Raw genomic sequence first — 15,553 nt, 5'->3', positions numbered from 1 at the left:
GCTTTTGTCCGGATATCCGCACATACGCCGGCGAGCTGATACCGCGTCAATAGAAAGTACTTTTTAAATCAGCCAGTTACACCAAATAAGCAAGTCTGGCATGCGTATTGCACATGACTCCTCAATCGGCGCGAAGCCGTCAACGACACGGCGATCCCGGGAGGCCAATTAAGGCAGGGTGAGGCCGAGGAGGAAAAAACATGATCGATACAACAACCGTGGCGGCAGGCCACGCCAAGCAGCCATTCTACAAGCACCTGTATTTCCAGGTTCTGGTCGCCATTATCGCCGGTATCGCGCTTGGCCATTTCTATCCGGCCTTTGGCGAACAGCTGAAGCCGCTCGGCGACGGCTTTATCCGTCTCGTCAAGATGATCATCGCTCCCGTCATCTTCCTCACTGTCGCAACCGGCATCGCCGGCATGAACGACATGAAGAAGGTTGGACGCGTGGCCGGCAAGGCCATGATCTACTTCCTCGTGTTCTCCACCCTTGCGCTCATTGTCGGCCTCATCGTCGCCAACACTGTGCAGCCGGGTGCCGGCATGAATATCGATCCGGCCACGCTGGATGCCAAGGCCGTAGCGACCTACGCCGACAAGGCCCATGAGCAGACCATCACCGGCTTCCTGATGAACATCATCCCGACCACCATCGTCGGCGCATTTGCCAGCGGTGATATCCTGCAGGTGCTGTTCTTCTCCGTGCTGTTCGGCATCGCGCTCGGTATCGTCGGCGAAAAGGGCAAGCCCGTCACCGATTTCATGCATGCCATGATGTATCCGATCTTCAAGCTGGTCGCGATACTGATGAAGGCCGCCCCCATCGGTGCCTTCGGCGCCATGGCATTCACCATCGGCAAATACGGCATCTCGTCCGTCACCAACCTCGCGATGCTGATCGGCACCTTCTACGTCACATCAGCACTGTTCGTGTTCGTGGTCCTCGGCGCTGTCTGCCGCTATAACGGCTTCTCGATCGTCGCGCTTATCCGCTACATCAAGGAAGAACTGCTGCTGGTTCTCGGCACCTCGTCTTCTGAAGCCGCCCTGCCGGGCCTGATGAGCAAGATGGAAAAGGCGGGCTGCAAGCGCTCTGTCGTCGGTCTCGTCATCCCCACCGGTTATTCCTTCAACCTCGACGGCACAAACATCTACATGACGCTGGCTGCCCTGTTCATCGCACAGGCGACCGGCATCCACCTCTCCTTCGGCGAACAGATCCTTCTGCTGCTCGTGGCCATGCTCTCCTCCAAGGGTGCTGCCGGCATCACAGGCGCTGGCTTCATCACGTTGGCCGCAACGCTCTCCGTCGTGCCGTCGGTTCCGGTTGCCGGCATGGCGCTCATCCTCGGCATCGACCGCTTCATGTCGGAATGCCGCGCACTTACCAACTTCGTCGGCAATGCGGTCGCCACCATCGTTGTTGCCCGCTGGGAAGGTGAACTGGATCAGGAACAGCTCGCCCGCGTTCTCAGCGGCAAGGAAGAATTCACCGGCATCGCCGATGTGGATTCGCTTCCGGGTGCGGTTCAGCCCGCCGAATAACACGACCTCCCAAGGTCCAGCCTGTCCCGGTTTGTCCGGGCAGGCTCTCGCATGAAGGCCGGCGCATCAGATCGATGCTCCGGCCTTTCATCGTTTGAAGCCCTCCCAACCGTCGAAAACGGTTTTTATCGCCGTGCGGATGTTATAGGCCAGATCGAGCGAGAACGAATGCGAAAAACGGAGTAGGCCCTTATGAAGAACCTGTTTCTGGCCTGGCAATTCTGGGCGCTGCTATCGGCGGCCTTTGCGGCATTGACCGCGATTTTTGCGAAAATCGGCATCGAAAACGTCAATTCCGATTTCGCCACCTTCATACGCACCATCGTCATTCTCGCTGCCGCTGGCCTGATGGTTTATGTTACCGGCAACTGGCAGCAGCCCTCCACCATTTCGGCGCGGACCTGGACCTTTCTCGTGCTTTCGGGGCTGGCGACCGGCGCATCTTGGATATGTTACTTCCGGGCGCTGAAAATCGGCGATGCCGCCCGCGTCGCCCCTATCGACAAGCTCAGTGTCGTGTTCGTCGCCGTCTTCGCGGTTCTGTTTCTAGGGGAACGGCTGTCGCTGCCAAACTGGCTGGGTGTGGTGCTAATCGCCTGCGGCGCGGTGCTTGTGGCATACCGGGGATAAGGCAAGCTGACAGCGGTGCCCGGCCGGACGAACCGGCCAGGACATTCGCAAAGTCATCAGGCGCGTGCGGCCGCAACCTTGTCCAGTCCCCGCTTAACGCCGGCGAACAGCTCATCAAGCTGCTCGGCCGTGATGATCAGCGGTGGGCAGAAGCAGATCGATTCGCCGATCGGGCGAGTGATCACGCCCTCATCCTCAATGCCGGCGGCAATGGCGAGCGTCGCATCGCCCGGCTTCGTACCTTCCCACGGCTTTATCTCCAGCGCGCCAAGAAGACCGACGCCGCGCGAGGAATGCACCAGCGGATGGTCGGAAAGCGCTTTCAGATGATCGAGGAACTTGCCTTCCAGCCTCGCGACATTACCGACCAGATCGCGCTCCTGAATAATCTTCAGGTTTTCGAGACCGACGGCCGTCGCGACCGGGTGGCCGGAGGCGGTATAACCATGGCCGAAGGAGCCGATCCGGTCGGATTCGTCGGCGATCGGCTGGTAGAAACCGTCATTCATGATGATCGCCGACAGCGGCATGTAGGATGAGGATATCTGCTTGGAAACAACAAGCACATCCGGCTTGATGCCGTAGGTCTCGCAGGCGAACATCTTGCCGGTGCGGCCGAACCCGCAGATGACCTCGTCCACGACAAGCAGAATGTCGTATTTCTTCAGGATCGCCTGCACACCTTCCCAATAACCTTCAGGCGGCAGAAGAACCCCGCCGGCACCCATCACCGGCTCGCCCCAGAAGGCGGCAACGGTTTCCGGGCCTTCGCTGAGGATCAGATCTTCGAGTTCCTTCAGAATACGCGCGGTAAAATCCGCCTCGCTTTCACCTTGCTTGCCGAAGTGCACATAGGAGGGGCAGGCCGTATGCAGCATGCGGTCCAGCGGCAGGTCGAAGCTTTCATGGTTGCGCGGCAGGCCGGTGATCGAGGCAGAGGCAATCGTCACGCCATGATAACCCTTGATGCGGCCAATGATCTTCTTCTTGTCCTTTTTGCCCAGCGCATTGGAGCGATACCACACCATCTTGGCAACGAGATCGTTCGCCTCCGATCCCGAAGACGTGAAATGAACCTTCGACATCGGCACTGGCGCAAGCTCGATCAGCAACTCGGCAAGATCGACCGACGGGCCGTGCGTCTTGTAGGAGAAGGTGTGGTAATAGGGCAGCTTCTGCATCTGCTTTGTCGCAGCGTCCACCAGTCGCTGTTCACCGAAGCCAAGCGCCACAGACCAAAGCCCTGCCATCGCCTCGATATAACGCTTGCCGCTGCTGTCGGTCACATAGATGCCTTCACCACTTTCGATGACCAGACCACCGGTCTTTTCGAATTTACGCAGATTGACGTTCGGATGCATCTGGTAGGCGATATCGCGTGCCTCGACGGAATTCGGCAGAATGGTCATGGGATAAAGGCTCCGTTTCGGTTGGATGGGCTGAAGCGTCAGACGTGCTGGCCGCCATTGATGAGAATTTCTGCGCCGTTGATGTAGCTCGACTGCTCCGAGCAGAGGAAGTAGATGGTCTGCGCCACCTCCGCCGTTGTGCCTAGCCGCCCGAGCGGGACCTGCGCTTCCACGAGTTCAGCGGTTCCGGGTGAAAGGATGGCGGTGTTGATTTCGCCGGGCGCTATGGCATTGGCGCGCACGCCGCGCGGCCCGAATTCATGCGCCAGCTCCCGTGTCAGCGCCGCAAGTCCCGCCTTCGATGCGGCATAGGCGACGCCCGCGAAAGGGTGCACCCGCGAGCCCACAATGGAGGTAACGTTGACGATGCAGCCTTTTGCCGCCTCCAGTTCCGGCAAAAGCGCACGGGCAAGAAGCGCCGTCGAGACGAGATTGACGTTTAGCACCCGCGTCCAGATCTCCGCCGTTGTGTCGGCAACGCCAAGGCGGCTACCGCCTTCGCCCTTCGGCGAGATTCCGGCATTGTTGACGAGTGCGGCCAGCTTTCCTTCCGGCAGGCGCGAGCGCACCTCGTCGGCCAGATCGTCGATGCGGGACAGGTCCTCCAGATCGGCCTGGATATGGCTTTCGCGCGCAGATGGCCAGCGGCATTCCTCCGAAAAGGGTTGTCGCGATACGGTCAGGATTCTCCAGCCTTTTTCCTGAAACAGCTTGACGGTGGCATGCCCTATTCCGCGGCTCGCACCAGTCAAAAGCATAAAAGGAACAGCCATGAAAGAACTCCTTTGCCATGCGAACCGTTGAGCCGGCCGCGCATTCAGCCCGCATGTTAGAGTGCTGCGACCCGCTGACAAGGGCTATTTTGTCGCGGTGCACGAATGGTTGCCGCGTCACGGGCTAATCCCATTTGATATAGGCCTTTCACCCGAAGGGAATATTTGAAGCCAGCCATTTGCTCATAAAATGCAACCTCCCGAATCTGTGATCCGTATTGGGAGGGGGACGAATGCGTATCGACATCATCGACACCGACGCAGGCTTCGAGGCTATCCGGCAAAACTGGGAAACGGTGTTCATGGCCGATCCCCATTCCCGACACTTCCTGTCCTGGGGCTGGCTGCGGGATTACATGCCGCGCCGCAAGCGCTGGTTCATCCTGGCGCTCAGGGAACGTCCCGAAGGCTCGCCCTATGTGGCATTTTTTCCGCTGCGCATCGTCACCGAACCAGACAAGAAAACCGGCCGCTTCCACGACAGCATCGTCATGGCTGGCAATGCCGCGGCGGATTACACCGGCTTCATCACTCTGCCGGAATATGAAAATAACGCGGTTGCCGGTTTCTGTTCCTATATTCGGCAGCAGAACTGGACCGAACTCAAGCTCGACTATCTTTCCGGCCCACCGGAGCGGCGCGACGCGATGATCCGCGCGCTTCAGGGGCCGCTCGTCATGTTTCGCGACAACATGCCGACCAACCCCTATAACATCAACAATTGCATCTGCCCGGTCGTGGCCCTGCCGGACACGTTCGACTCCTATCTCGACAGCCATATGAGCAGCCAGTCCCGGCAAAAGCTCCGGCGCTTCATGAGGAAGGTGGAAAGCGGTGACGAATACCGCATCACCTTCGCAACGAAAGAAACAATCAAGCGGGACATGGGCATCCTGTTCGATTTCTGGCGCATCCGCTGGGCGCCGCACAAGGGCAAGGAGCGCACCGAACTGTTGATCGGCGCAACACGGCAAATGCTGATGGATGTGTATATACGCGGCGATCTGGAAGTGCCGGTCCTGTGGTTCGGAGACCAGCCGCTCGGCGCGCTTGCCAATATCATCGACCGGCAGAAAAAGTCGGTATTGTTCTACATTACCGGTCGTGACGAGAACTGGAAGACCCCCTCACCCGGCCTCGTGCTGCACGGACACTGCATCCGCAGGGCGATCGAACAGGGTTTCAAGACTTATGATTTCCTGCGAGGCAACGAGCCGTACAAATATTTCTTCGGCCCGGAGGAGCACAAGCTCAGCTGCACGCTGTTCCGCACCCGCTCGGGCGACAATCTCGGCGGCAAGCTCCACCCGCGCAGCATACGCTTCGTCTACGAAGAGGGTCTCAAACTTTACAAGACGGGCAAGAAGGCGGCGGCCAACATCGCTTTTTCCCAGGTGCTGGCAGCCGCGCCCGATCACCTTGGCGCACAATTCGGGCTGGCCAATCTGACCTTCGACCGCGGTGAATTCCGTGAGGCGGAAATCGCTTTCCTCGGTCTCCTCGGCAGCGGTCAGGACCCGGTTCTGCTATGGATGCGCATAGGCGAAGCGCGGTTGGCGCAACGGCAATATCATGAGGCGTCCGAAGCATTCCGTCAGGTGACCAATCGCGCCCCCTTCCACCGCGAGGCGCTCTACAAATGCGCCGTGGCGCTGATTGCGGCCGAAAGAACGATGGAAGGCGCCGAAATCCTCGACAGATTGCAGCATTACCATTCTGACGACGCTACGCATCTGGAATATGCCGAAAAGGCGCGCGCAGCCCTTGCCCGGCTGGAACTGGGAAAGGCCAGGATTCCGCTGCCTGCCGATGTCATCACGCTGAGCGCCAGGCCAAAATCGACGGGCAAGCGCTGGCGTCCGCCAAAGGTTTTGCATTGAACGTAATGACCTGTAAGTTGCGGCAGAAAAAATCGGCCGGACGACTTGCAAGGGTTTTTTATGTTTCTGACCAACAAGGATATGCTTGACCTCATCGAGCTGCGCCATGATCTGCACCGCCATCCGGAGATTTCCGGCGAGGAGAAGGAAACAGCGCGGCGTATTCGCGATTTCCTCGAGCAGGCAAAACCGGATCGGATGTTCACCGATCTGGGTGGTCATGGCGTGGCAGCGGTCTATGACAGCGGCAAAAGCGGTCCGGTAGTCCTCATCCGCTCGGAACTCGACGCTCTGCCCATTCAGGAAAAAACCGACGCCGCATACCGCTCCGGCACAGATGGTAAGGGCCATCTTTGCGGCCATGACGGTCATTCCACCATTCTAACGGCGCTTGCACTCGGACTTTCCAGAAAGCGCCCGGAAACCGGCAGCGTCGTACTGCTCTACCAACCGGCAGAAGAGACAGGTGCGGGCGCGGCCGCCGTCATCGCCGATCCGCGCTTTGGCGAGATGAAGCCGGATTATTCCTTTTCTCTTCACAATCTTCCAGGCCTGCCATTCGGCCATGTCAGCGTGGTGGAAGGGCCGGTCAACTGCGCATCACGCGGCATCAAAATCCGCTTCTCCGGCAAGACCGCGCACGCTTCCTCACCGGAGCATGGCGTCTCGCCGATGCGGGGGATATCTGAGTTGATGCCGGCATTGAACGATCTCGGCTCCGGCTTTCCACCGCAACCCGATTTTTCGATGGTGACAATCACCCATGCCCTGATGGGTGAAGCGGCCTTCGGCATTTCTCCGGCAGACGCGGAAATCTGGGCGACGCTCCGGACGCTGACAGACGACCGAATGGAAAAACTCTGCGCGGATGCGGAAGCGCTGGCAAAAAAGGTGGCCGAAGAACAGAAACTGACACTCGATATCGCCTATGACGATATTTTCCTGCATTGCGAAAATGCGCCGGAAGCCGTCGACCATATCCTGCGGGCGCTGACTGCAGAGAAAATTTCCCACGGTTCGGAAGGTTTGCCGATGCGGGCCTCCGAGGATTTCGGAAGGTTCCGCGCCGTCTCGTCATCGGCCATGTTCTTTTTGGGTGCAGGCAAGGACTATCCCAACCTCCACAATCCCGACTACGACTTTCCGGATGGGCTGATCGATATCGGCGCACGCATCTTCATGCGCATCATCCGCAACCTCACAGACGCGGGGTAAGCAACGGCAGCCCATTGCCGCCCAACGCCATCAGCCGCCCTGGGGCCCTCTGCTTGGCCGGGCGGCACGGACCGCTGCCAGTCCCCTGATGCCCTCCTTATCGCCAATGGACGTCAGACTCTCGAAAATCTGCGCAGCATCGGCGTAGCGGTTCATGGCAAGATAGGAATAACCGCGCAATACCATGAGATCGGTACGCTCATCGGCAAGCCGCGCCCGCTGATCAAGCAGGAGAAGCGTTTCCGCATAACGTTTGGACTGGAAGGCGGAAACCGCCCTGTCGGCCAGGATTGAAACCTGCAACTCAGTCGCGCGCGGACGGTCCATGCGCGATTTCGTCGCCGAGACAGCGGCATGGTCCGTCAGCCCCATGCGCAGATAGGCAAGGCTCTGGCCATAGGCCGCATCGCTTTTAACAGTCGACTGGCCGCCGGCAATGGCGGATTCGAAAGCCTTCAGGGCTTCCGCCGGCCGGTTGGTCTCCATCAGGCACCAGCCGAGATCAAGCGCCTGCTGTGCGGGCAGGCGCTGGGGATCGGGATAGACCGCGCAGGAGCGTGGACGTGACGAGGCACTTACGGTCCTCTGCGTCTGCGCTGGCAGACGCGCCTGCTTGCGCGAAGGTTCCGGAGCCGGCTGCTGGACAGACGGCTGGCTATAAGCCACCACTGTCTCAGGCTGCGGCGCATAGGGCGCGGGTGCCGTTGTCTGGGAAGCTGTGGCGACAGGCGGTGCGGTGACAGGCGCTATCTGCTGCGCGGACTGGTCCACCATACGTGCCGTTCCGACATCAGCGATGCGTTGCGAGCGGCTTGCCCATTGCTGCTGTATGCTGCGCAGACCGGCGAGATTGCGCAGATCGTGATAGCTGACTGCCATGCCATAGGCCGATGGTTCGTCATCGGCCTTCCAGCCAAGCGCAGTGCTGAACCATTGCAAGGCGAGCGGCGTCTGCCGGAAAGCAAGCGAATACCAGCCGAACTGCTGCGCGGTCGCCGCATCCTTGCGAGTTATTGTTTCAGCGGCGATGCGCTGCAGCACATCCGGCGGCAGGACCACAGGCGGCTCAAGCGCCAGAAGATTGGCTGTCGCGGCAAGATAGGTCGCAAGCCCGTCGTCCGAAGCGGTGCGCCACTTATACATGACCTCCTCAGCTTCACGTGGCTCGTTGCGGTCGATCAGCGCCAGCGCCAAACCCTGCGAAGCAGACGCGCTGTCTTCCTCTTCCCGCGCCTTGCGAAACCACTTTTCCGCCTCCGCCATGTTCTTCTGGCGGATATTATACCAGCCGAGCAACAAGGCATCGCTTGCAAGCTTGTCGGTCTCGGCAAGCCTTTCAAGCCGCATCAGATAGGCGGAAGGAACGGAAATTCCCTCCTTCTCCCCTGCCTTGGCCACGAACTGGCGGGCGAGATCGTTCTTGACCGGTTCGAATTCCAGCTGACCGTCTGCGTTGGGCTTTTCCTTGGCAAGCAAATCGCCGATCATCTCCGCAGGCAAAAGCGCGGATGCCTTCTGCACCGTGGCGAGCCGGTCGCTTGGCGTCGTGCAATTGTTGAGAATGTAGAGATAGGCGTCGCGCGCCCGTCCCATGCGGTCGGTATTGGCAAACGCATCGGCAACCCGCCACAGGACATCCACCTCGCTACAGGTCAGCAGGCCGGGATTGCTGGCGGCCGCGTCCACCACTGTCGAATATTGCTTGAGATCGGAAGCGTTGACGAGCCTCTGGCGAGCCTCGGCGAGGGAAAGCATGCCGGTCAGATTGTCGGGAGGCTGCCAGCCGGGTTCCGCCTGCTGGCGGTCGGCGATCGCCTTTCTGACCTCGGCGTAACGGCCGTCGCTATAAAGCTGCCACATGGCATCGAGCCGGGGATCCCCGTTCACGGGAATGGCGAGCGGATCGGCAGGCGGTGTCCAGTTCGGATAGAGCGTGCGCAGCCTCGCGATTTCAGCCTGAAGCCGCTGGGTATCGCCCTTGGCCGCGAAATAGCGCAGCGCGCTGAGATCGACCTCGGGCATGTCTGATGACGCTGGCTGGGTCTGGCGGGGTGCGGGCGCCTGCGCCATTTGGGGCTGCGATATCTGTCCACCCGTCTGTGTCTGCGTAACCGGCGGTTGCGGATCAGTCGCCGGCACCGTTACCGCTGGCGTCACGGGTTGGGTTAGCTGCGCCATCTCGCGATTTTTAAGGAACGCGTTGATCTGGGCCGGATTGGCTGCCGCTGGAGAAACGCGCTGCGCCGCACGGTTGTCGCCAACCGCCGAAGTATGAATGTCCGATACACGTCCGAGAATGGTGTCGCGCCAGTGGAAGGCGGCGAGAGCAATCAGAAGCAGGATGAGAGCCGAGGTAGACAGCGGTTTGTTCATCGGCACTCCCCGTTATTCCTTGCCAGAAACGACAATGCCAGAAGATGCAATGTAGAAGGATAATAAAGCGTTGGCTGAAAGCCTTTCAGTTCGGCAGGCACAGCCGGGCCGCCGCCGGCGCAAGCCGCGAGCGCCGGAATGATGCGATAACCGGGATCCGACAGAACGTCCTTGACCGCGCCGCTCTTGAGATCGAAGGTTCCCGCAGCACCGCTTTCCAGCGTCATGCCGTTTTTCAGGCGGTCAAGCAGCTCCGGCGAGCCCATTTTCGCCCTTGCAAGATAAAGCGGAATCCGCACTGCATTGTAACCAAACTCGGGAGGAAACGCCGATGCCGGTTGCGGTTTCGTCTTCATCGACACCCAGTCGGCGGGCAGTTTCCTGTCGCTGAAAGCAAACGTACCGATCTGCGCCACGCCGTCGTCGGCAAGCGCCTTCCAGAGTGGCGATGGTGCGACGAGATTGAGAACCGGAAATGCTTCGAAAATTAGATAGGAAGGATTGACCACCGGGCCGTCGCCCCGGTCAACCTCGCCAAAGCCGCTGGCGGCGGGCAAAAGCAGCGTTCGCCCGCCGCGCTGAACGACAGTCTTCTTGAGGACGGCTGATGCGATGGCAGCCGATGCCTCGGCATAGTCCTGCCGGTTCCACTGGCCGGCAGCCAGCGCCAGCGCGTAGGCAATCAGAATATCGCCATCCGTGGCATTGTTGATGTCAGTCACATGCGGTCTGGTGCGCGGATCCCATTTCCACGCAGAGAGACCGTCGTCGCGCACCAGGAGTTCCGTGCGGGTGAAACTCCATATCAGCTCGAAGTCGGCAATGTTCTCTGAAAGAACGGCAAGCCACATGCCGTAACCCTGGCCTTCGCTATGGCTGATATTGCCGTTACCGGTATCGATGATGCGCCCGCCGGGATCGAGAAACGCGCTTTTATAGGCCGACCAGGCCTCAGGCGAGACAGATGCGGCGCGGGCAATCGAGATGCTTGAGATCAACGCCATCAGCGACACGCAGAAAATGCCGGCAAGTCTAAAAATCCCACGCCTCATCGGTGTCGCCCCATCATACGCAGCATCGCGAAGGTGGCAAAGCCCAGGAGCGACACGAACCCGATGAATGCCAGCGAATAGGAAAGAACATTGGAAGACAGCCAATTAGCAGCGATCAACCTCCAGTTCGAGAGGGAAAACGCCCGCGTGACGTAGAAATACGGCTGCCCCACCTCGACCGTTTCGATCTTTTCTGCACCGGCATCGTAAGCTGCGACCCGCCCGGTGACGTCGCGCCAATGGTTTTCACGCACCATCGAAGACATGCCGTCACGAAGCTCCGCCGACGTCGGGGCGGTAGCCAGCGTCCAGACCCCTTCGCCGGAAGGGCTTAGACCCTGCACCAGCATGAAGGAGACATTGCCGGGCGGCGCATAGGGCTGCTCGGCCGCCGGCAGGAAACGCAGCGTATCGGAACTCAGATCGAAATTCCGCTTCATCCACTCCTCAAAGGAGGAAACCTGGCCTTGCCAGATGCCGCCGTCCACCCGCTCTCGCCAGTCATTAAAGAGGGTTTCGCTGTTCTGCGCAGGCGGCTGAACGCCCGTTCCCATTTTCCAGGATATCTGGCTGGAAGGGACAAGATTGAACTGGCTGATCAGCGATTGCGGGAATTGCGAAATCGTCCCGACGAACAGGGCGTCACGGTCGCCGATCACCAGCGGAGAGGCCACGGTCTCGACATTGATCGGATATCCCGCAGCGCTTGCCAGCCGGCTGACCAATGTCGCCGCCGCCGACATGGTGTCGTTATCGAAACGATCAAGCGACAGCGCGACGGGATTTGCGGCAAACCTGTAGGGCTGCCCGGCACCAGACATCGCGGCGAGATCCGGTTTGCGACCGATCTGCGCGTAATCAGGAATATGGATTTCCGATGTGTCGAACAGGGCAAAACGCGGGGTCGTGCTGGCCGGCGCTCCCGGCGCGCAGACCTGATCCTGCGCCGTCATCAACACGGCCTCGATGGTGATCTTGTTCGGGCCAGGCTTGAAGTGGCGCATCGTTACATTGATGGGCAGATGCCGGAAAATGCCGCCACCATTGTTGGAGATCGGCACGGTCGAGGCGATCTCGTCATTGACGTAGATGTCTATATGGCTACCGGGCAGCACCTGCGAGGAATATGCGGCATCGAGCAGCATGGCCGCCTCGCCATAGGCCGACGCATAAAAGTCGGCGGGCATGCCGACGTAGAATTCGTTGCGGAAACGCCGTCCACCAAATTCGCTGCTCTCAAGCCCAAGCTCGGAAAGCGCGATGCGACGGTCCGACATGACGAGCGGCACATCCGGCGCGTGCCAGCTGCGGGTGGAAAAGGTCGTTCTCTGGGCACCGGGCGTGCGCGCGATCGAGGAAAACAGCGTCTCAATCGCCGCCTGCACCGCCTGCGGGGTGGGACCACTGACGAAGAGTGGCGAGAGGCCACCCGGTGCAGTGGTATCGAAGCCGGCAAAAGCACCCGCCGACGCCTCGGGCGGCACCGCGCCGGTGAAGCCGGCAATCTCGCGTGCGGTGCCGACAAGAACTACCAGCGTTCCCGCCTTGCGTTCGGCGGAGGGTGCTGCCACGAAACGGATCGTCTGGTTCGGCATCTGGGTTCGGAGCGCCAGAGCCTGCGAAAGGCGCAGCAGCGAATCTGCAAATGCCGGATTGCCGAGCGCAGGTGCAACGATCTCGATCGACGTCGCCGCCTTGGCGTCCGGACCGGTTGCCTGGATATCGTCAATATTGGTGAAGTTGCCCGCGACATCGGCGTTAAAGCCGATATAGGTATTTGCCGGATTAACATCGGTCCACAGATCATAAGTGGACTGGATCGTGCAATCGGTTCTGTGGCGCTGCTGCACGCCAAGCGTCACGACATTCGCGCCCACCTGCAGGACACCGGGTGGAATTTTCAAGGAAACATTGCCCTCACCGTCGGGCGCCTCAATGCGCGCCGTCTCCAGCGGAACATTGTTGAGGCTGACCTGGAAATTCGAGTCTTCCGGCGCGACCACGATGGCGTTCTGATAACCAATATTCAGCGAAACGGCGGCATTCACCTGCTCGGGCGTCAGATAAATGCTCCACTGCCGCCGATCCATTTCGCCGGAAAGGCTGAGCTTTTCGTACGGCAAGATATACCGGCGACGGCTATCCGCCGCGGGTGACGATGCCTGAACGGGTGCGGGTCTCGCCTGACCCTGCGGCGGCATGGATACGGGTGGCGTCAGCGGCCGCAGCGGCGGTTGCGGCGCAGGTGCGGGCTGCATTACCACAGGAGGCTGGCCCACTGCAGGCTGGGTCGATTGCTGGGCTGGCTGCGGCTGGCGCGGTACAGCGGGGGGAAGTGTCGGCGGCGGCACAGGTGCCGGGGCTGTCTGTGCAGGCTTCTCCGGCGACATGTCGAAGGGTGAGGACTGCGCCATCGCACCGGTTGCGACGACACCCAACATCAGCGCTGTCAGTGAACTCCTGATCGTTTTACCGCCGTTCATTTTACAACTCCGGCAGGTTTGACGGTTTTGGAGGCGGGCCGGAGCGCCTTGGCCAGATAGAACAGGCCGCGCTGCGTCTGGAACAGCGATATCGCCAGAAAGATCGCCGTGCCTCTGATGAGGCCGGGGTTCTTGCGGCGCACGCGCTGGAACTCGCTCCATTGCTCGGAATTGGCGAAGATCAGGTCGGCGATCAGGCGATGATCGATGGCGCGCTGCGGCGAGAATGTACAGCCTATGGAAATGAAACCGTCGTTCCGGACCGTGCGGACCACATTGATGGTCATGGTTTCCGGCACGCCCTCGCTATGAGGCTTCACCCTAATGATCGCTGTCGTGTTCTTTTCGATAGCGGTGGTGCTGTCGAAAAGATTGATCAGCAGGCCATGCACCGACACATTATCAATGGAGGCCGGCACCCATGCATCACTACCCTCAAGCTTGACCTCGCAGCGCCGCTTGACGGTGATGCGCCGCGACGCCGATTTTTCGCCGCGCTCGGAGACGACGCCAAGCGCACAGCCCGCGAAGATAAGGTTGAGCAGGTTCCAGCCGCCGACGACGAGTGTGACGTCCGCCTTGTATGGCTCGGCGTAGATGCGCCAGATGGCAAAGGCCATCGCAACCAGCAAAAGTGCGAAAATGACGAAGAACGGGCGGCTGATTTCCGAAAGCCGCGCCTCGGCGATGGATTCGTCCTTCGCCGTCACCTTGAAGGTCGGCTTGCCGGGATTGAAGATCACCGACACGACGGCTGGCAGAAGGTGGACCGTCTGCACATATTCGTAGAGTTCAGAAATCCACGGCCAGCGGAAGCTGCCATAGAGATAGTTCTGCATCATCAGGTTCACGAGCATATACGCGGCCGTATAAGCCAAAAACTCGCCGCCGGAAGCCACGAAAATCTGAAGATCGAAGAACAGGTAGAACAACGGCGCAAACAGGAAGATCGTGCGCGGGAACGGGAAAAGCCAGAACAGCGTCGACGACATGTAGCAAAGACGCTGCGTGAAGGAGAGACCACGGCGGAATAGAGGCTGGCGAAAGATCAGGATCTGCATCATGCCCTGCGCCCAGCGGCTGCGCTGGCCGATGAAGCTTGCGAAGGTGGCCGGTTGCAGCCCGGCGATCAGGGGCTTGTCGACATAGACGCTGTTCCAGCCGCGCGAATGCAGCGCGAGCGCCGTTTCGCAGTCCTCGGTGATGCTGACGCCGCTGAACCCTTCTGTATCCAGCAGTGCCTCGCGCCGCAGCACGGCGGCGGAACCACAAAAGAACGCGCCGTTCCACTTGTCGAGACCGCGCTGGATGATGCCGTAAAACATCTCGTTTTCGCTCGGCATCGTCTCGAAGGTGCGCAGATTGCGCTCGATCGGATCGGGATTGACGAAGAAGTGCGGCGTCTGCACCAGAAAGAGCCGGGGGTCTTCCTCGAAATAGCCCACCGTTTCCAGAAGGAAATCGCGCGCCGGCGCATGGTCGGCGTCAAATACAGTCACCAGTTCGCCAGTGGAATGGGCGAGGCCGTTATTGAGATTTCCGGCCTTGGCGTGGACGTTGCGCTCGCGCGTCAGATAACGCACGTCGAGGTCTTCGCAAAGCTTCTTCAACTCCTCATGGCGGCGCTGTGCCGCCTGCGCCTCGACGATATTGCTGGCATTGCGCTTCTGCACCGAGCCGCCGTCGTCCAACAGCCAGACGGTGAACTTGTCGGCCGGGTAATCCATGTTCTTGGCCGCCGCCAGCGTATTGGCGAGAAGCTCCGCGTCCTCGTTGTAACTCGGCACGAAAACATCGACCGTCGGCCGGTAATCGGGCGAGCCAGGCCGGGTCTTGCGGGAAGGCAGCGGCATCGACACGATGACGAGGCTGAGACCCAGCATCACGACGCTGTACATTTCAGCGAGATAAAGCAGAAAGCCGGGAATGAAGTTTTCGAGCTGGTTGACGGGCGGCAGCGTGCTCGTGGTGCGCCAATAGACATAGCGAAGCACGATGGCCGTGCCGAAACCAAGCGCCACGAGCCGCCAGGCTCCCTGCCCGTTGAAACTCTTTATTGTTGCGAGAAGGACAAGTGAGATCGCCGTGGCGACCAAGTGCGTCTGCAGGCTGACCGGCATCGTGACGATGGCCAGAACACAAAGCGACACAAGAAACCAGACAATGATTGTGATGGCCTTGTTCATCCCGA

Annotated in this window: 10 protein-coding genes; 4 read left to right on the top strand and 6 right to left on the bottom strand. The window is 60.0% G+C overall.

Annotated features, from left to right (window positions below):
- Positions 1-200 precede the first annotated feature (200 nt).
- A complete protein-coding gene (locus ACQZ63_RS09495; RefSeq protein WP_013761559.1) occupies positions 201-1,547 on the top strand; it encodes a dicarboxylate/amino acid:cation symporter in 1,347 nt (448 codons plus the stop codon).
- 192 nt (positions 1,548-1,739) lie between these two features.
- On the top strand, positions 1,740-2,177 hold the full coding sequence (locus ACQZ63_RS09490; RefSeq protein WP_019564660.1) for an EamA family transporter: 438 nt from the start codon (positions 1,740-1,742) through the stop codon (positions 2,175-2,177).
- A 56-nt stretch (positions 2,178-2,233) separates the two neighbouring features.
- Here the strand turns inward: ACQZ63_RS09490 and ACQZ63_RS09485 are convergent, their stop codons facing one another.
- Both ACQZ63_RS09485 and ACQZ63_RS09480 read right to left on the bottom strand, forming a co-directional pair.
- Positions 2,234-3,586 carry an aspartate aminotransferase family protein gene (locus ACQZ63_RS09485; RefSeq protein WP_003510848.1) on the bottom strand — a complete coding sequence of 451 codons (1,353 nt, stop codon included), beginning with the start codon at positions 3,584-3,586 and terminating at the stop codon, positions 2,234-2,236.
- 38 nt (positions 3,587-3,624) lie between these two features.
- Positions 3,625-4,359, bottom strand: coding sequence for an SDR family NAD(P)-dependent oxidoreductase (locus ACQZ63_RS09480; RefSeq protein WP_003510849.1), 735 nt, complete (start codon positions 4,357-4,359; stop codon positions 3,625-3,627).
- 233 nt (positions 4,360-4,592) lie between these two features.
- On the opposite strand from ACQZ63_RS09480, the gene ACQZ63_RS09475 reads away from it, so the two are divergent.
- Both ACQZ63_RS09475 and ACQZ63_RS09470 read left to right on the top strand, forming a co-directional pair.
- Complete coding sequence (locus ACQZ63_RS09475) at positions 4,593-6,239, top strand: GNAT family N-acetyltransferase (RefSeq protein ID WP_113555690.1); 1,647 nt, start codon at positions 4,593-4,595, stop codon at positions 6,237-6,239.
- Positions 6,240-6,299: 60 nt separating this feature from the next.
- Positions 6,300-7,454, top strand: a complete 1,155-nt coding sequence (locus ACQZ63_RS09470; RefSeq protein ID WP_113555689.1) for an amidohydrolase — start codon at positions 6,300-6,302, stop codon at positions 7,452-7,454.
- A 30-nt stretch (positions 7,455-7,484) separates the two neighbouring features.
- Here the strand turns inward: ACQZ63_RS09470 and ACQZ63_RS09465 are convergent, their stop codons facing one another.
- Genes ACQZ63_RS09465 through bcsA form a run of 4 tightly spaced genes read right to left on the bottom strand, consistent with a single transcriptional unit; the run spans position 7,485 to position 15,548 of the window.
- Entirely contained in the window at positions 7,485-9,827 is a 2,343-nt protein-coding gene (locus ACQZ63_RS09465; RefSeq protein WP_013761565.1) for a cellulose synthesis protein, read from the bottom strand.
- Positions 9,824-10,879, bottom strand: coding sequence for a glycosyl hydrolase family 8 (locus tag ACQZ63_RS09460; RefSeq protein WP_003510860.1), 1,056 nt, complete (start codon positions 10,877-10,879; stop codon positions 9,824-9,826). Before ACQZ63_RS09460 ends, ACQZ63_RS09465 begins: the two co-directional genes overlap by 4 nt.
- Positions 10,876-13,362, bottom strand: a complete 2,487-nt coding sequence (locus ACQZ63_RS09455; RefSeq protein ID WP_112650750.1) for a cellulose biosynthesis cyclic di-GMP-binding regulatory protein BcsB — start codon at positions 13,360-13,362, stop codon at positions 10,876-10,878. The genes ACQZ63_RS09460 and ACQZ63_RS09455 overlap by 4 nt, the downstream gene beginning before the upstream one ends.
- Entirely contained in the window at positions 13,359-15,548 is a 2,190-nt protein-coding gene (gene bcsA / locus ACQZ63_RS09450; RefSeq protein ID WP_003510865.1) for a UDP-forming cellulose synthase catalytic subunit, read from the bottom strand. The genes ACQZ63_RS09455 and bcsA overlap by 4 nt, the downstream gene beginning before the upstream one ends.
- Between the last annotated feature and the right edge of the window lie 5 nt (positions 15,549-15,553).

The organism is Agrobacterium sp. CG160-95 (assembly GCF_053521725.1).
Note: the sequence above shows the minus strand (reverse complement) of the source record. Positions and strands in the feature narration are given on the sequence as shown.